At 63.4% G+C, this 18,221-nt stretch carries 14 protein-coding genes; all 14 read right to left on the reverse strand.

What is annotated here, in order from left to right; translation table 11 throughout:
• Positions 1-1,757 precede the first annotated feature (1,757 nt).
• Positions 1,758-2,780 (reverse strand): acyltransferase family protein, encoded by a 1,023-nt coding sequence (locus tag ACEXP3_RS24170; protein ID WP_377299738.1) that lies wholly within the window; start codon positions 2,778-2,780, stop codon positions 1,758-1,760.
• Positions 2,781-2,933: 153 nt separating this feature from the next.
• The gene (locus tag ACEXP3_RS24175) at positions 2,934-3,845 is read right to left on the reverse strand and encodes a glycosyltransferase family 2 protein (protein WP_377299739.1); all 912 of its coding nucleotides are present in this window, start codon (positions 3,843-3,845) and stop codon (positions 2,934-2,936) included.
• A complete protein-coding gene (locus tag ACEXP3_RS24180) occupies positions 3,842-4,438 on the reverse strand; it encodes an LbetaH domain-containing protein (protein WP_377299740.1) in 597 nt (198 codons plus the stop codon). The genes ACEXP3_RS24175 and ACEXP3_RS24180 overlap by 4 nt, the downstream gene beginning before the upstream one ends.
• Positions 4,435-5,685, reverse strand: coding sequence for a glycosyltransferase (locus tag ACEXP3_RS24185; RefSeq protein WP_377299741.1), 1,251 nt, complete (start codon positions 5,683-5,685; stop codon positions 4,435-4,437). The genes ACEXP3_RS24180 and ACEXP3_RS24185 overlap by 4 nt, the downstream gene beginning before the upstream one ends.
• A 74-nt stretch (positions 5,686-5,759) precedes the next feature.
• On the reverse strand, positions 5,760-8,630 hold the full coding sequence (locus tag ACEXP3_RS24190; RefSeq protein WP_377299742.1) for a family 10 glycosylhydrolase: 2,871 nt from the start codon (positions 8,628-8,630) through the stop codon (positions 5,760-5,762).
• A 95-nt stretch (positions 8,631-8,725) separates the two neighbouring features.
• Positions 8,726-9,868 (reverse strand): glycosyltransferase, encoded by a 1,143-nt coding sequence (locus ACEXP3_RS24195; protein ID WP_377299743.1) that lies wholly within the window; start codon positions 9,866-9,868, stop codon positions 8,726-8,728.
• Entirely contained in the window at positions 9,865-11,130 is a 1,266-nt protein-coding gene (locus ACEXP3_RS24200; RefSeq protein ID WP_377299744.1) for a hypothetical protein, read from the reverse strand. Before ACEXP3_RS24200 ends, ACEXP3_RS24195 begins: the two co-directional genes overlap by 4 nt.
• Positions 11,131-11,163: 33 nt before the next feature.
• Positions 11,164-11,985: a glycosyltransferase family 2 protein gene (locus ACEXP3_RS24205; protein ID WP_377299745.1), complete on the reverse strand. Its 822-nt coding sequence runs from the start codon at positions 11,983-11,985 to the stop codon at positions 11,164-11,166.
• A 67-nt stretch (positions 11,986-12,052) separates the two neighbouring features.
• Positions 12,053-13,249 carry a hypothetical protein gene (locus ACEXP3_RS24210; RefSeq protein ID WP_377299746.1) on the reverse strand — a complete coding sequence of 399 codons (1,197 nt, stop codon included), beginning with the start codon at positions 13,247-13,249 and terminating at the stop codon, positions 12,053-12,055.
• 78 nt (positions 13,250-13,327) lie between these two features.
• Positions 13,328-14,029, reverse strand: a complete 702-nt coding sequence (locus ACEXP3_RS24215; protein ID WP_377299747.1) for a CatB-related O-acetyltransferase — start codon at positions 14,027-14,029, stop codon at positions 13,328-13,330.
• Positions 14,030-14,044: 15 nt separating this feature from the next.
• Positions 14,045-14,566, reverse strand: coding sequence for an acyltransferase (locus tag ACEXP3_RS24220; RefSeq protein ID WP_377299748.1), 522 nt, complete (start codon positions 14,564-14,566; stop codon positions 14,045-14,047).
• Positions 14,567-14,568: 2 nt separating this feature from the next.
• Entirely contained in the window at positions 14,569-15,861 is a 1,293-nt protein-coding gene (locus ACEXP3_RS24225) for a lipopolysaccharide biosynthesis protein (protein ID WP_377299749.1), read from the reverse strand.
• 20 nt (positions 15,862-15,881) lie between these two features.
• Positions 15,882-16,388, reverse strand: a complete 507-nt coding sequence (locus ACEXP3_RS24230; protein ID WP_377299750.1) for a hypothetical protein — start codon at positions 16,386-16,388, stop codon at positions 15,882-15,884.
• A 375-nt stretch (positions 16,389-16,763) separates the two neighbouring features.
• Entirely contained in the window at positions 16,764-17,336 is a 573-nt protein-coding gene (gene nusG / locus ACEXP3_RS24235; RefSeq protein ID WP_377299751.1) for a transcription termination/antitermination protein NusG, read from the reverse strand.
• Between the last annotated feature and the right edge of the window lie 885 nt (positions 17,337-18,221).

An 18,221-nucleotide genomic window follows, 5' to 3' on the forward strand; every position in this document is an offset into this window, starting at 1 on the left:
GGCGTCTGTCAGTACAAAACGATCCATCCAAAGTGTGAATCACATTCGCGCTGATTTGTGAATCCCCACAACCCCTAGAAAGGGTTGATCTTTTTGGCGTCGGCAAGGTCCTGGACCGTTTTTGACCTGCCCACTCCAGAAGTGCCTTCCAGCGATCAGTGTGAGCGAGCGCCTTGACCATGGTGGTCCCGTCGCGCGGGCGCGGTTGCGCCCAGATATTCGCGCCGTCAGTGCGGCGACTAACTGGGATGAGGACGCCAAGGGCAACGTGTTCAGCGTGCCTTGGAGCGGGCCTGTTTCACCGGGTTTGGGGATCTGCAGGAGCGCCATGTATTCCGGCTGTTCGCGACGGCGAGATCCTGGCGAGTCCCTCGTCGTCGGCGAGCGGGAATATTGTTACGTGCTCGAGCCAAGCACGGCTGTCACGGTCCGTTGCGAGGATATGTTGATCCTCCGGGGAAGAACGCGATCAGGTGGGAGCCTAACACTCACACCTTCTGAAAGATGTTTCTGCCTCGCCGTCCGGTCTCAATCGTTGCAATGAGTTTCGCGAGATCACTGTCGAAGTCCAGGTTGTCATCTGTGGCCATTGCAGGCCAATTTAGTGAAACGCCTGCACGAAGTGGCGAATTCCGTAAATCCTTGGCTGGACGGCAACCTGATCCTCAGCGAGACCGGATCGGGATCGACCCGCCTGGCCGATGTCTATCAAGTCGCAGCCTCGGTGGCCCGACCTGATCTAATCTGACAGGCGCGGACGCTACCGGCTGCCCGTGGCAAGCGGCACCCGATGTCCGATCTTCCGTCCTTAAGCCGACATCGCTCACCTATCCCCCTGCTATACCCCTAGCGTGGGAACACCATCAAATTGTTGATGACATTAGCTATCCATGCTTCATAGGCTAGAGAAGCAGGACTGTTTGACCATGGTAGGCGAATCTTGGCTTGATGACGATCAGTGGGCGGTGATCTCGCCTCTGCTTTTAATCAGCCCAGCGCTCATCGTTCCGGCGACCGCCGGGTTATCAGTTGGATCATCCACGTCTTGCGATCCGGTTCCGCTGGCAGAATTGTTCATCCTGCTCGGTCCTTCGACAACAGTCTATAGTCGCTTTCATCGCCGGTCTGCGAAAGAATATGGTGCGACTGTTTGAGGCTCTGGTACAAACGACCGGCCCGGGCATCCATATGATCGATAGCACCACCGCAAAATCACACCGCTGTTCCGCTGGCGGAAAAGAGGGCGGATGCCGAAGCGATCGGTCGATCGAGAGGCGGCAGATCGACAAAAATCCATGCGGTTGTCGACGGCTGCAGCCGTCCGGTCGCGTTGCGAATAACGCCTCGGCACGCGGTGGTGCACCTATTGCCATCCCACTCTTTGGACATCTGCCGCCAACACGTCTCTGCGCCGCAGATACGGCTTACCACAGCGCTCCCTTGCGCAGCTTCCTGACAACACGCCGAATGGAACAGTCATCCCCAACATCCCACCGAAGGGGAAAAGACCGTTCGAACCGATCGCCTACCGAATACGCAATATCATCTAGCGAACATTCTGCCGTCTCAAGGACTGGGGATACGACAAGCTTATGACAAACTTCACAGCAACTGCTAAATCGCAGCTATCGTCACAGGGTGAATCAATTGAGGCTTGAGCCTAGTGCAGTGCGTTCACAGGTGGGCAAATTCGCCGTTTGGCTGCTCATGCAAATAACTGCACGTTAGAGGTACGAAACAGCATGGACGATTGTGGCTTACGACCTGCGCGTCAGCCGCGCCCTCGTGGCAAGCAAGATAGAGCGCTCTATCACCAGATAGAACAGGATACCAAAAGAAACCGCAATGATTGTCACGAAAAGGAAGGCCGCCCAATGTGGGATTATCCCTCGCAGCGCAAACGGCGCGACGATCTTCGCAGTGGCCGAGATCGCTAGGAAGTGAACGAGATAGATGGAGTACGAGGCATCGCCGAGCCAAATGATGACCGGCCCCGCACGCAACGCGCCCAGACGCTCAGCCTGAACCATGCCTGTCAGCATGGCGGCGCTGGCTACGCCGTAGACGAGCAGCACCGCTGTGTGTTCGCCGCCCTCAATGGAGACATCGACCAACCAGCACAGGGCAAATAGCGCGATTCCACTACCGAGCAGGCCGAGCGACGAGATTTTGCTCATCTGCGTCTTCATGTAGCACCAGGCCGATATCATGCCGAACAGAAACAACGTGTTGTACGGCGAGACGACAACGGCCAGCGGATCGTGGCGGTCGATGTTGACAAGGACATAAGGCAGAGCAGCCCAGACGGCCAGCAGCGCGAGGCCGAGCCACGGTCGCAGGATCGCAATTAGGAAGAGCAGATAGAAGAGAATCTCATGCCGCAACGTCCATTCCACAGCCAGTAGCGGCTCGCTCAGGCGCAAAGGAAAGGCCGTGACCGCAAAAAGTATATCCAAGACGCTGACAGGCGCGGTCCTCATCAGCACCATCAGGGCGACCGACAGAGCCAGAGCCGCCCAAAGCGGCGGATAAATCCGCGATAGCCGGCGAACAAGAAAATGAGGGACGGCCTCCGGCACACCAAGGTCGCGCCAGTGGACTGTCGTGATAATAAAACCACTGAGTACGAAGAAAAAGTTGACCCCGAATTGCATGGCGGCCGCAGCTGGGAAAGTCGATGTTCCCAAGTATTTGTCTAGCTGCAGCACCATTTCAGTGTGGAAAAGCACCACAGCGAGAGCCGCGAGTGCCCGGCCTGCTTGGACCGTCGTTAGAGACATTGTAAAACCTCCACGGAATCCAATTCCGATAAACTAAATCCGCGGTTCCCCGCGTCGATACGTCGAACGGCACCACATATAGTTACCGGAAAGCCGGCGTGACAAAAAAAAAATGCTATCATCCGGCGTGTTTGCCTCTCGAAAGGCTATGCGCTAAAGCGCCTTACCGGTCAACTGCCGCAGCGCGGCCAGGCGCGTTGCGGCATCGGGGCAGGGGGCGAGCGTGCGGTCGAACTCATAGACCTTGGCGCCGACCAGGAATCGATACCAGAAGCCCTGAAGAAAATGATAGACAAGCCCGGGCCTGCCATCGAGAAAGCCGAACTGAAAGAAGTAGCGGTAGAGGAAATAGCCCAGCGGGCCGAGCCAGAACGGCAAACGGTTATAGACCCGCTCCTTGATCCAGCGCTTGACCGCCGCCTGCACGGACGTCCCCTCGCTCGACAAGTCCTCGTCGCGGCTGAAGAGGCCATAGCGCTGGTTCAGCACGTCGATCGCCTCTCGCGTGGCGTAGTCGTCGTGCTTGCGGATGAAGTAGCTGAGATTGCCGAGATTGTGGTCGGCGAAGCCGCCGTCGAGCGTGATCGTCTCGCCGCCCCAGACGATGATGTGCTCATCCATCCAGCGGTTCTCGATGCGCCCCTGGCCGGCGCGCCAGATGCGCAGCAGGTTGAGCGGATAGCGACCGCCGTGCTTGATCCAGCGGTCGAAGACGATGTGCTTGCGTTTCAGGTTGATGCCGGCGACGTTGCTGCCGAGAGTCGGCAGCACGCGGATGATCTCCGCCGCGAGGTCGGGCTCGATGACCTCGTCGGCGTCGAGACGCATCACCCACGGCGTCGTGATCTGCGCGTTGTCGAGCGCCCATTGGAACTGCGTCGCGTAGTTGACGAAGCGGTTCTCCAGCACATCGATGCCGTGAGCCCGGGCGATCTCCAAGGTGCGGTCGGTGGAGAACGAGTCGACGACGACAACACGGCTCGCGAACGGCGCGATGGCGGCGAGGCACCGCGCGAGATGCTTGTCCTCATTGAAGGTCAGGATAATGACCGTGACGCCAGTCAAAGCTTCGGCTCCTCAGTTACAATCGGGGATTCTGAAATACGTCTTGCTCGCAGCACCTGGGCGGGATTGCCCGCCGCGACCTGGCCGGCGGCGAGGTCGCGGAACAGCACGCCGCGCGCGCCGAGCACCGCGTGGTCGCCGATCGTCACGCCGGGCCCCACGAAGGCCTGCGCCGCGACCCATGCCCCGTCGCCGAGACGGATTGGCTTGACGATGAGCTGAAAGTCGGGGTCATCGATATCGTGCGTGCCGGCGCACAGATACGCGCCTTGCGACGCGAGCGCATGCCGTCCGAGGGAAATCGGCGCCATACAATAGCAGTTCACCTGCGGACCGAGGCAGGAATGGTCGTCCATCGTCAGATTGGGTGGGTACCAGACGCGAGCGCTGCCATACACCTTGGCGGTCGGCGCGATCCGCGCGCCGAACAGGCGCAGCAGCAGGCGACGCCAGCCGTGCAGCGGCGGCGGCGTCCACGCCGCGAGCAAGGCCCAACAGACGGCCCACGCCGCGCGCGTGAGGCGGTGATCGAGCGCGAAGCTCGGACCGCCAGATTTCGATCCCGCCGTTCCGGCGTCGAGAGGAGCGGTCACGACGTCGCCTCCTTCAGGGCGAGATTGATGTTGGCCGCCGCGCGGCTGATCTCGAAGTGCGCCAGAAATCCCCCGCGCGCCGCGACGCCCATGGCGGCGCGCCGATCGGTCGGCAGCGCCAGGAAGTTGGTCAGCAGCCGCGTCACGCCCTCGATGGTATCGCTCTCGGCGAGGCCGCCGCCACAGGCGACCACCTCACGCCAAATGTTGACTTTCTCGGTGAGCAGCACCGGCTTCTCCGCCGCCATCGCCTCGGCGACGACGACGCCGAAATTCTCCTGGTGCGATGGAAGCACGAAGGCTTCGCAACCGCGAAATGCCCCCCATTTGGTATCGCCGATCAGCATCCCCGGCCAGTGGATCCGGTCGGCGACGCCGAGCGCCCGCGCCCGCGCCTCGAGCTCCTGGCGCCAGCTCATCTGATCGGGGCCGGCGATGACGAGGTCCAGGTCCGGGTGCTCGGCGGCGATGCGGCCGAAGGCCTCGACGAGCAGGTCGCAGCCCTTCTTGGGATGGATCCGGCTGAGGAACAGCAGATAGCGCTTACCGTTCAAGGCCGGCACGGCGGCGCGAAACGCCGCCTCCTGCGCTCCGGCGTCACCGGGAATGTCCGCAGTGCCAAATCCGACAACGCGCTCACGGACCCGGTAGGGCGCGAAGGCGTCGCGCGACACGATCTTCTCCTCTTCCGTCGTGAACAGCACCGCGCGGGCGTTGTTCAGCAAGGGACCCTCCGAGAACAACCAGAACAGCTGCTTCAGCATCGCCTTGAGCGGATAGGTGCGCTTGAACCACGGGTCGAGCATGCCGTGCGTGAATACTACATAGGGCACACCGCTGCCCACGAGAGCCCGCCGCGCGCCGAAGGTCGCGTAGTTCCACAAGCCATCGACCACCACGATGTCGTAGTTGCGCGCGTTCGCCTTCAGCCACGGCACGAACTTCGGCTGATAGCCATAGCGTCGCCACGGCAACCGGCGCCGCCAGCCCGTGTCCTCCTGTCCCTCGCCGAGCGCGTGCGTCAGCACCGGGGAGGTGCGGACCGCCTCGGACGCCGGCGCGTCCAGGCTCGCGATGTGGGTCGTGAACGCCTTCGGATCGCGCGTTGCCGCGGCCTGAAACACGCCCTCAATCGGGCCGCCGCCCTTTCGATCCACTGTGGAGATAACATGAAGAATGGCGAAAGGCCGCCTCTCAGACTGCATTCGGACCAACCCCGAGGTGAACTCCACCCAATCGCTCGCCATTGCGCCTCAGAACGATGCGGCGCCGTAAGCGGCTCCGTCGCGCGCAGGGAGCTCATAGTGCGCGCGCCGGTCATTCATTTGTCTGCGCTCAGCGCCGCGGCAAGGCCGCTCGAGGCGCGGTCGCCGCGGAAGGAGCGCAGTTCGTACGCCTTCATGTCGAGGTCGAAAGACTCGCCCGACTGGAGCACGGCCTCGCCGCTCGCCAAGCTGCGGACGACCCCGGCATCCGGCGCGCGGACGACGACCTTCGCCGGCTTTGGCGAGAGGTTGAGGACGTAGAACATCTCGCCGTCCTTGCGCAGCACCAGGACGTCCGAGCCGGTGTTGACGCGGTCGAACGGGGTGCGCGGGAGCGCCGCGAACTCGCGCGAAAATTCCTTCAGCCCGTCGCCCGAGAAGATATAGGCGTTGCCGCCGTCGCCCACGGTATAGACGTCGAAAAGGCCGACCAGCTCGGCATAGCGGGCCAGCATCAGCCGGCCGGCCGGCTCGGAGGCCGAGGTGACCCATGGCTCGCGCTTGCTCGGCGGCCAGCTGATCTGCTCGTTGCGCATGAACAGCGCGGCGGGAACGCCGAGATACTCCATCGTCTTCAAGGTTCTCGGCCGCTGTCCCTCCGCCGTGATGTCGCTGAGGACGCCGGGAGCTAAGCTGCCGGTGCGGTGCTCCTGGCGCCACTCGGGTTCAATGAAACGCGCGCCATAGCGGTAGCGGCCGTCGAGGATCTCCAAGCCCTTGATATCGCGCAGCATCCACGGGTCGAGGCCGCGCTCGCGCAGCCCCTGCCGGTCCGGCTCCTTCTCGCCGTGCTCGACCAGGGCGGACAGGTTCAGGCGGACGACGAGATCGGGTCGGGCGGCCTGGACGGTGGCCACGATGTCCGCCAGCACGTCGCGGATCTGCCGGCAGCGCCAGTCGATCCAGGCTTCGCGCTGGGGGCCGGTGAGGAACCGGTAGCGCGCTGTCAGGGCGTTCGGCGTATCGGAGTCGATATCCAGGTTGGCGGGTGGCGTGATCTTCGCCGCGGCGAGGAAGCGCCGCACGGTGACGGCCTCATAGCCCCAATCGAGCGAGTCGAAGTTGTTGAGGGTGGCGTCGATCCACTGTGACACGCGTAGCTGGATCCCGCCGAAGGCCGGGGAGCTGGCGTAGCGCGTCGCCAACTCACCGATTATCTCGCGGTACCATCGACGCACTTCCGGCGCCAGAGGATTGAAGTGCGGCGGACGACGAACCTCGCCCTTGGAATCGTAGAGGCCAGACTGGTTCCTGCCCGACAGCAGCATCAGGCGGTCGAACTCCTCGGGTGTCCGCGGCGGCCAGAGCAGTTCGTCGGCGCGCGGGTGCAGCTCGGGGACCACTTTCATGCCATAGCGCTGCGCGCCGAGCAGGAAGGCGCCGAGAACATCCTGGCGCTGGTTGTTGAACTGAAGATTGAACTTGGAGGGGTACAGCTCCGCACCGTACACCAGCACGGACGGGGAGACCGTCGTGGCGCCCATATGGCGCGCCAGACGGAGGTAGCGGTCGACGGTCGCGTGGACGGCGTCGGGATCGCTTTGCGTGCCAACCAGCGCGCTGAAGTTCGATCCCTCTTCGTACCATGCGATCAATTCGCGTCCGTCGGTTGGCGACGTCTGTGGCGCGGGGGTATCCTTCAGGTCCACTGCATAGATGCGCACGCTTGCGATCGCCGCCTTGCGCCCGTCATAGCTGTTGAAGACCAGCAGCCGGGCATCGGCACTCGACGGCCAGAAGATCACATCGCGCTGCTGCATCGTGCCGGACACGGGCCACGGTCCGCCGGTCTCCATGCCCACCGCGGCTGGATACATCGAAGGCCCGGAATCGCGGATGGCGGCGAGAAACACCCGTTCGGCGTCATCCGGATAGGTGATCACGGCCTGATAGGCGCGCCCCGGCGTCAACCCGGTGACGCGATACGCGAACCAGGCCGGCAGAATGGTCTTGTCGCTGCCGCGCAGATAAGAGTAAGCGCCACGGTCGGCGCTCTCGCGATAGGTACCCGCCGGTCCGGTCGTGACGGTGGTGGCGCCGGAGACGAAGTCCGGTTCGCGAGTGGTCGCATCGATCTCGGCGACCAGATCGCCGCGCACAAACTCCGGTTCGGCGCGCCGGGTGTCGAAGACGCTGTAGCGGAAGATGTCCTGCAGCGCGGCGTTCGACCGGCCGCCGACCATCACCACAGTCGCCGCGACGTCGCCGGCGCGGTCGCACGGCACGGGAACGTCGATCCGCACCGGGCTTGGCCCGGCCGGCACCGGCACATTGCGGCGTTCCAGGAATACACCGTCCAGGCGAAACAGCACGGACAACGCCGCAGCCCGGCCGGTCCCGCCCGTCTCGACGCGGATCGGGGCGCATTGGCCGAGCGCCGCGGACGGCCGTTCCTCGTGATTGAGGATGCGGAACGCCCCCGGCTGTCCCTCGTCCATCGGAAGGACTTGGATCGCGCTGACGTCTGGGATGCCGGTCCAATGGTTCGTGATGAGGCGCAGCCGGTGCTGCCCGGCCGTCAGATAGACCCAATCGCCGGGCCGCATCGGTCCGGTGACGGCCATGCGATCCGGCGGCGGCGGCGGGGCGTCGATGTCGAGCTCGACTTTGGCCACATTGGGCTTGGCCGTCACCGCCAGCCGGCGCCAGCGCGCGGCCGGCACATTGAAGGTGAACTCGAACCAGCCCGGCTGAAAACCGGCAAGGCCCGTCGCACCGGCGGTCGGAATGTTGGGCTGGCGGCGCTTTCCGTCGGCCGCAAGCCAATAGGACGACGGCCGCGTCGGATCGATGCTGAGCACGCTCCCCTGCTGGGCGGTCGCGGCGCCAAAGGGGCTTGCGACGCCGAGCAATGCGGCGGCGAGGCTGGCGAGAGGCGCCAGACGCACACGTCGCCACCGCGCGGCGAGGTAGAGCTGACTGTGCATCCGTTACCCTCCGTCTCTGTTCTCGCGATCGATCGCCGCCGTCGATCCGCACCGTCCAGTGCGCCGGGGCATTCTATGCATCAAGCGGGACGATGTTACGGCGCCGGTGCGTCGATGGCGACGCCGGTCAACGTCGCGATGGCGCGGGCAAACTGCTGCACATCGCCGCCGGCGGCCGACGCCGCTGCGGCCTCGGCCATGGCGCGCCACTGCGTCTCGTCCTCGGCGACCTGGCGCATGAAGAACGCCAATCCCACAGTATTGTCGGGCTCCACGATGAAGCCGTTGACCGCCGAGCGCACGAGCAGATCGCGCGCGCCGCAATTGTCGGACAGGATGACCGGCAGCCCCATCGCCTGCGCCTCGGGCACGACATTGCCGAACTGCTCTTCGAGGCTCGGCAGCAGCAGTGCCAGGCCGTTGGCGAGATGCCGGGCGATCGCCTCCGTCTGCACGAAGCCGGTGAATGTGACGAAGGGCGCGATTCCGAGCCGCTCGGCCTGCGCGCGCAGCGCCGCCTCTTCAGGACCCGAGCCGCACAGAAGCAGATCGCGCGCCGGCGCCGTCGTCGTGTCGCGGTAGTGGCGGTACGCGTCGAGCAGCCGCGCGAGATTCTTCTTCGGCACGAGCCGGGCGACACAGAGAAAGCGACGCTCCGCGAACGGCGTACCATCCGGCGCGACCGGCCTCCCGGCCAGCCGGCGAATGCGGTCGATCGACACGGTATTGTATTCGCCGGCCACCTGCTCGGCCGCGATGCCCAGAAAGCGGAAATAGTCGACCGAGCGCACGCCGGAGCCGATCGCAGCCTGATAAGGTAGAAACATCAAGCTCTTGACTGCCTCGCGGATGGCGCCGCGCGGCTTATCGTCGAACTTCGAGCATCCCATGGTGATAACGCGGGATCCCGTCAGGCGCAGCCAGACGGCGAAGAGAAAGATCGCGGGCAGGTTCCAGTGGCAGAGCACATAGTCTCCCCGCCCCAGCCGGCGCGCTGTGCGGATGAGGCGGCCGAGCATACCGGCCCGCGGCAGCGTCGTGATATCGTGACCGGGAAACAGAGTGATCTTCTCGAAACCCGACCGGTCGAAGCCTTGCCAATCGTAGAGGTCGCTCTTGGAGCACAGTTCGAGGCCGACGACCCGGCGTGACTGGCCGAACGCCGCTGTAACCGCACGGGTGCGATCCTCGTGCAGCGGACCGAAATTGTCCCAGAGCAGGACGAGCGGGCGCGTCATCCCCGGCCGCCCGCGACGAGGTCGGCGACGTCGACGATGGTGAACTGCCGGCGGCCGTCGCCGCTGGCGTCGACCGCGACCTGCGTTCCGGCGCGGTTCCAGCGCGGATGCAGGTCGCACTTCAGGTCGCTGTCGGCGGAGCCAACATCGTGATGGAACGTGGCCACATCGACGCGCTGCCGCGCCGCGATATCGACCAGAATCAGTGGCATCTCGCCGGTGGCGGGATTGTAGTACTCGTCCGTGATCATCCACTTGCCGTCGGGGGACACCATGGGGTGCCCGTCCTGCGGCAGCACGCCCGGCATGAAGGTCTGGCGCTCGCCGGTGACGGTAGAGACCACGAAGTAGCTCTCGTTCAGCAGCGCGCCCTTCAGACGAGCCCGCGATTTGCGCGCCAGCGCGATCAGTGGCTTCAGCAGGGGCGAGGCGAGCAGCCCCGACCGGCGCGCCGCGGCGAGGCCCTTCGGCGCCTTGCGCATCCAGATGACGATGTTCGTCTCATCCAGCCAATCGAAGTGGCTGATCTTTTCCTGCTCGATCAGCTTGAGCTCGCCCCCGTCCGAACGGGCGGAGTACAGCAGCGAATAGAGCGCGTTGTCCTTCGAGAAGAAGCGCAGCATGAAGACGATGCGCGTTCCCTCGCGGTTGAACGAAACGTGGGTGACGAACACTGGGACGTCCAGGCCGATGGTGCCCCCCGCCGCGTCGACCAGCTGCCGGATGGAGAACACGAGCGTGCGCGCGCCCGTCCGCCTGTCGATCCGCCACAGGCCGTCGTCGTCGGGCTGCAGGACGCGATCGGCGGCGCTGGCGAAGCCGCTGTAGCCGTAGGCACGCCACAGCGTGCCGAGGCGGGCGAAATTGGGCGCCATGGCAAAGCTGCCGTCCGGCGCGATTGCGCCGATGGCGTGCGGCATCTCCGTGCGCTCACCCGTCGCCAGATCGACGAACTCGCAGCCCGGCGCGTCGTTGACGCGCTTGTTGTAGACGAACGTGGCGGCCGTACCCGGCACCCACATTGCGCGCGCGCCCTGCTGGAAATTCCAGCACGTAGTCGTCGCGACGGTCTCCAGGCTGTTGGTCGCCGGCTCCCACAGGACGATGTCGGCGCGGTCGTCGGGCGCGGGCATGCGGCGGATGTTGGAATCGACGCGATGCATGAGGACGCGGCGGTCCTCGGGGCACCACGGTGTAACGTCATGGAAGCCGAAGAAATGTGAGGCATCGCTGGGAGCCCGGGCGATAACGCGATCTGTCACGACGATAGTTCCTTGCGCGTTGCGGGGATTCGATCAGGATTCAAGCAGCTTGCGGGGCAGCCGATTGGGGAGCAGCCGGTCCGCGACCTGCGCGACGAGAGTACCGGGATGCTGCAAGCGTGCGAGATAGCTGTTGAGCCGCCGGCGCCGCAGGTCCGCCGCCGTCCGACCGCGGCCCATCACCTTCTGAAACATCCGCTCGTGATTGCCGACGCTGAGCGCCGCATGGCGCTGGCTGCCGGTGATGCTGCCCGCGTGCAGGACGAACGCCGACCAGTAGCCGGGGACGTGCTTCAGGGTCATACCGGCCAGCGACATGTCGACAAGCAACTCGGCGTCCCAACTGGTCCGGTTGGCGGTGTTGAACCCGCCCACCTTGCGGAAGCTCTCCGCCTTGATGAAGGTCGACTGCTGAAGCACGAGTGACCGGCCCCAGACGAAGGACTGCGCGTCGAACGGCGTCGAGATCACGCGCCGAAAGGGCCGCCCCTCAGCATCGGTCAGGTAGCCGTTAGCGTAGACGCAGTCGGCGTTCCCCGCCTTGACGATGGCGTTTACCGCCTGCTGCAGCGCGCCGTGAAGGAAGAAATCGTCGGAGTTGATGTAGGCAAGCCAATCGCCCGTCGCGCGCGCGAACCCCTTGTTCAGGCCGTCGGCCGGGCCGTCGTCCTTCTCGTAGACCACGTGCGCGAGCTGCGGCCGGTAGCGCTCTATGATGTCTCGGCTCCCGTCCGTCGAGCCGGGATCGACGATGATGTACTCGACATCGACGCCGCGCTGCTCCAGCACCGACCGCATGGCGCGCTCGAGGAAGTTTGCCTGGTTGAAAGAGATCGTAACAATCGACAGTTTCACGGCCTGACCTTTCAATTCTGCTCGACGATGATAACCAATGACTTTGCGCAGCCGCGGGAACTGCTCATTAACCCACTTCCTCCTGCCCGTACAGCATCATGCAATACAGCCACGCCGCCGTAACGACGCGACGCTCCAGGCCGAAGGGCGAAAAGAAGGTATCCCACAATAGGCTGAGGCCAATGAACGCGACGAAGCCGGTGTAGGGTGTCGGTCGCTGTGCGGCCCCGAGAAGTCCCTTGAGCGTGACGTAGACCGCCCAGAACCAGAAGGCGGCGCCGAGGACGCCATGCTCGACCCACGCGCCGAGCAGGTGGGAATGGGAGGGAATGAGATCGCTGGTGATCTGGTTCCTGACCTCAAGGCCCTCGGCGGCCATGCGGTTGAGCATCAGCATTACATAGTTGATATTGCGCGCCCACGAGCCATGGCCGAGGATAGGTGCATCGATGATCGCCTGCGTGGACGCCAGAGACTCCGTACGGCCGGCGAGCAGGATATTCAGATTGCCCTGCGACTGTTGCAGATATTTATCCTGCGCCTCCCGGCCGAGCAGGCCTTGGCCCGCCGAATACTCGTAGATATTGATCACCACCAGACCGGCGACGCCGGCCGCGACCGCTATGCCGATGATATAGGAGACCGGGAACGGCCGTTTGCGGCCAGCCGTCATGGCGGAGATCAGGCCGGCGAGCGTGGTCAGCCCGGTCAGATTTCTGGCGTTCATCAGCAGCGACACGGCCGCGGCTGCGAACGGAGCGGCCATGCCGAAGGGGCGCGACCAGGTCATGCGCAGCAGGTGGGCCGAGATCAGCAGCGTCGTCATAGTGAACAACTGCCCGTAGCCGAACTTCCAGCTATTGCCGAAGACGTCGTCGGCAAGCTCGTCGCTGACGCGTCCGAGCGCGATACGCGCCGCCGTCGCGACGGCCAGCGCGTAGATGAAGACGATGATCCGCGTCCGATCGGTGCCAATGAGCCAGCGCAGCGCGGTGAAGTTCAGGCCGAAGAAGATGATCTTCGCCCAGCCGCGCGAATAGTCCTCGAAGGTGGAGCCGTTGATGATATCGGAGACGAATGCTCCGAACGCCCATAAGACGATGAAGATATAGAACTGGCGGGCAGCGGCAATGTTGGGGCCAGGGCGGAAGATCGCGACGACAGCGATCGGGATGAGGAAGACTTCCGAGCCCGTGACACGGCCGACGACGTTGAAATCACCGATAAGGGCCGACGCGATCAGAACTAGGAAAGCATTTTTCATAAAGGCTGCGGTCCTATGCGAGAGCGCGACAGGGGTGCGCTGCGATGTCTCTGAGGATAACCCATGGCGCAGATGGTGCTAGGCGGCAGGCGCACTTCGCTTTCGGGCCATTTCTTGACGCAGATGTGCGACGGCCTCAGGCGACCATTCGCGCTTTGATGCGAAATGCTCGGCTGCCGCCGCCAGCACCTCATCGGGATAGTCCCACCAGCGCAGGTCCAGCAACAGGGCGCGGACATCATCGGAGAACCGATCGCCGATCGGCCGGGCCGGCACGCCGCCGACGATCGTGTACGGCGCGACGTCCTTGGTGACGACGGCGCCCGCCGCCACGATCGCGCCATCCCCGATAGTGACGCCGTCCAGGACCACGGCGCGGACGCCGATCCAAACGTCGTTGCCAACCGTCGTGCGGCGCAATTCCTCGAAGTGATCCGCCGTCGCGAAGCTGCGTCCAGCCTGTCCCTTGGTCGAGAAGAACGACGGGTGCGTCGACAGCCAGCGCAACGGGTGCGCGCCCAGGCCGCCGATGAGCACCTCAGGACCGATGCTGCAGAACTTCCCGACATCCGCGTTCGAGATGGTCGTCCCGGACGAGGTGTACGAGAAGTCGCCCAGGCGGGCGTTCAGGATCTTGCTGCGACGTCCGATACGGCAGTACCGCCCGACGACGCTGCCGCCGTCGACGAAGGCGCTGATCGGCGCAGAGTAGAGGTCCGAGCCGGCTCTGCGTCGCCAATGGCCCGACAGCAGCCACGAGACGCGGTTCAATAGTCCCATCGAAGCCTCATCCTGCTAGGGCGCATGCGCCGACGATCGCGCGGCGGAGCCTGCGGCCGCGAGCGCGCGGAGCGCTCGCGCTGGGACGCCGGCGACGAGTGTATTCTCGGGCACCGACCGGCTCACCACCGCGCCGGCGGCAACCACCGAATTATCCCCAATGGTTACGCCGGGCAGAATGATCGCGCCGGCGCCAATCCAGACGTTGGAGCCGATGGTGATCGGTTCGCTCACGGTGGTCTTGCGGAACAGCAGGCCGCTTCTCGCGGCGTCGACGTCGTGGCTCTGCGTCGTGATGACGCAATGGGCGGCGATGAGCACATCGTCGCCGATCGACACGCCACCACCGGCCCAGATCTGAACGCCGTTGCCGACCTGCGTGCGAGCGCCGACCGTCAACTTGCCGGGGAAGTATACCACCACGCCGGGATAGAACATCGTGCCGGCGCCGGTCTTGGCGATGCGCATCCGCCAGAGGCACGAGTTCAAGCGCAGGCGCAGCAGCGAGAAATACGAAAACGGGGCGGGGCCGAACATGACTAGACGTCCCTTCGCCGCGAGGCGGTTTCCGCTCCCAGCAGTGCGAGAAACCACGTCGTCTTCGCAAGGAGGGCAATGACGTTCGCGGCGGCCACGGCGAGGATCCCGAAGGGTACGATGACGCCGACCTTGGCAAGCGTGAGCGCCACCACCACCACGACCTGCACCAGAAACACAGAGCGGGTCTTCTGGTGGCCGACTAGAATGCTGCCGAGCAGCGCCGCGACTGACGACAGCGCGGCCGAGCACGCGATGAGCGCGATGAGCGGTGTTTCGAATGCGATGGTCTGACCTGTCCACAGGTGCACGATCTCGCGGTGGTAGAGGGCGATGCCGGTCACCGCCACAGCGGCGCCGCCGCAGAGCAGGACGGTCGCGATGATCTCGACGCGGCGTGCCCACGCCACGGCGCCGCGCGTCCGTGCCGCGGCGATCGACGGCCACAGCGGCAGCACGCCGATGGTAGCAAGCGCTGGCACGTAGTTGAAGGCGCGCGTCAACAGATCGTACGACGTGGTCATCGACGTGCCGATGAGGGCGCCGATCAGCACGATGTCGAAGCCGGTCTCAACGTACGGTCCGATCTGAAGCACGGTGTATCGCAAGCCCTCGGGGATCAGCCGCGCCGCCGTCGTGAGCGAGGCGCCGCCGTGCGGCGCCAGATCGGGCCGACTGACGCGAAAAAGCCAGAACGCGTTGACCCAGCCGACGACCGCCGGAACGCACAGCATGGCGAAGACGTAGAGCCACAGTCCGGCGCCGAGCTGGTAGGCAAGGTAGACGCAGCCCAGCGACGCCACACGCGCCGCCGCCATCCAGAGGTTCGCCTCGTAGCTGCGCTGCAGCGCAAAGAGCACGCGCTGCGCGATGGCCGCAGGCAGTCCGATCGCGACGCCGACGACGAACACCAGCCACGGCGCGAGCTCTGCAAGGCTACGGCCGCCGTGCCAGGCGTTCGCGGCGACGAGCACCGCGCCGACGCCGAAGATGAGCGCTGCGATCAAATGGAGCAGCCCCCACGTCTCGCTGATGAGGCGCCGCGTCTCGGCGGCGTCGCCGCGCGCCTCCGACACCGTGATCGGGTTGACCATCGCCAGCCCCATGCCGAAGTCTGCATACGTGACGAAGGTTGCCGCCGACAGGATGACGGCGAAGATGCCGTAGTCGTGCGTTCCAAGACCCGCGACCGCGAGCGGCACCGTCAGAAACGCGGTGAAGAGGTTGACAAAACGGGCTCCGAAAGCTCCCGCGACATTGGCTAGCAACAGCCAGCTATGCTGTATGTTGCTCATAGGTATCGCCTCCGCATTGCTCACCATGTGCCCCGATCGCCATGTCGCCTGAAAAACGCCCCGCCGCCGTCGACATGCGCTGTGCCGGAGGCTAAGGCCGACGACGAGGCTGCTGGGGCGCCTGACGTCGTCAATCGCGGCGCCCCGTGCAGGAACTCCGGGTTGGAGACGACCGCTACATCGGCGCTCGGATTGATCTTAAGGATAAGGCACTCGACCTCTTCGTCGTTGCCCACCGGAACCGTTGATTTCGTCACGACGAGGGTGTAGCCGTTGATGTTCTCGGCGGTCCCGCAGGCGGCGGCGTGAACATAGCATAGGTCAGCTTGGCCGTCGCCGCGACGCCACGGCGTACCGACAGAATTAAAGACCACGTTGCTGTCGCCGACCGATGCCGCAAGACCGGCAGTGAAGGTGAGCGGATCTGACCGGACCGGTCGGCGACGAAAGTGTCCAGTCCAAACTCGAAGATCGGGATCCGGCCCACCTTCTAAGCCTCGATCTTCTTCGCACGCCTGTCCATGCACACCACGTCATAGCCGAATTCCGTGAAACACACCCCCGACACCAAGTCCACATAGCGCGAACCGATCATCTTGATTTTCAATTTCTCTAGAAGCTCGGCCAACATGATGTCTGCTATTCAATTTATGCATTTTCGGCGCAACTTACGAGAGTAAGTCCGTGGACGTTTTTCCATGCTTCCGCCATCCGGGTGAAACGAAGTTTCAACCGCTACAATGCCGCACCTTGTCAACGTGCGACTAGACGAATTGATGCCACGATACATCAACCCAATCGATCTACAACGGACTCACGTCCGGAAAATCAACTTCGCTCGGACAGGCCAGCATTCAGGCGGCGCACATGATCCAGGCAACCTCTATCCATTGAGAACTTCATCAAGACCCCATTGAGGCACGAGCTCCGGCCGCTTCAAGTAGATCTTGCGCTGTCTTCATTCGAATCTGACTATTCATAATACGTAACAATACTTCGACCCTCCCCTTTTCGTCCAGTCCGGTCAGTAGTCCTATCGCACCCGCGAAAGGACCTGCCCGCAGCCGCACCTTGCTGCCGACAGCAAGTCCGCGAGAGAGATCCACAATTCCATCTGCATCGGCGAATTCAAGAAATTCCTCGACAACGCCGCGCGGCACCGGCGTCGGCGTTTCCCGGGCGGTGATGAGGTGAAGGACGCCCCTGGTGCTATTGATCGAACGCCACCGCTGGCGCTCCAGATCCATCTCCACGAAGCCATAGCCGGGGAACAGCGGAGTCTTTCGCACCTCGATCTTGCGAGCGTGTTTGATATTTTTCAGAGTTCTGGGGATGAAGGTCCGGAAACTCTGCTGTCGAAGATAGCCTTCGGCAACAACATCCTGATTTGGCTGGATCCGCACCACATACCAACGATTTTGACTGGGTTGAGCGCTCCGCTCAAGGCCTTCATTCGGAATGGATGCGTCTGTCAACAAACCTGCCTTACTCTCAAAACCACCACCTGCGCAAGCCGGTATACCAACACCCCATTACCACAGCGCCCAACCAAAGCCAACAATCGACTTTAACGGAATACTAAGCCTTCAGCCAGCATAATCCTCCAACAGAGAACCAACAATGGCTTGACGACCAATATAATATATTTCTCTCTATGCGCGCGCGTCGCGCACTGCTGCGACGCACTATATCGGATTCTATCCAAGCTGCAATCTTTAATTTTCAATTTGCAGAACTGGAGTAAATGGCAGTTGCCCTATATTGAGGTTGCTCAGAACCGAACACATCAAGAGAAATGGTCTTTTCAACGCGGGGATCTTATTGCTCGTTCTTGTCCACCGCCTCTCCCATGCTGGCGGCATTGGCGGTGAACTCTAACTGCTCGTGGATTTCTGGCGCATGGCGCTGGAAGTAGGGCTTGACAGCATCATCGGCGAGTACCTATTTCAGGTAGTCTTTAGCGACGACCAAATTGAGCAGGTCGGATTCCGTAGTTCTCGTCTGCGCGCTTGTCGGGCTCCTGGACCTGGTTTATTTCATTCTCCAGTCAAACGATCTGTTCCAGAGGATCGCCCTTCGACTATTCGGGCTTCGGTGGCAGGTGGTCGCTCCGCTGGTCGGGCGGAGTGGTTTTCTGAAGCGCATCGGCTTGGGTGGCGGCGATCGTGCTGGCAGCGATCATCGGTTCGAAGGCCTCGCCGGCTGCCTTCATTTTGCGCAAGTGTCGAGCAACGTTGTGGCACATTCATGGTCCTGCAGGAGTTCGACAGTCTTCGCGCGGACCTAAAGCGTGTCGCGGCAAACGGGATTCAGGATTCCGGTTTTGCTTGATCTGTGCTTGACTGTGCCCATGGAAGGAG

This window comes from Neorhizobium fuzhouense, assembly GCF_042611105.1.
GTDB lineage: Bacteria > Pseudomonadota > Alphaproteobacteria > Rhizobiales > Rhizobiaceae > Neorhizobium > Neorhizobium galegae_A.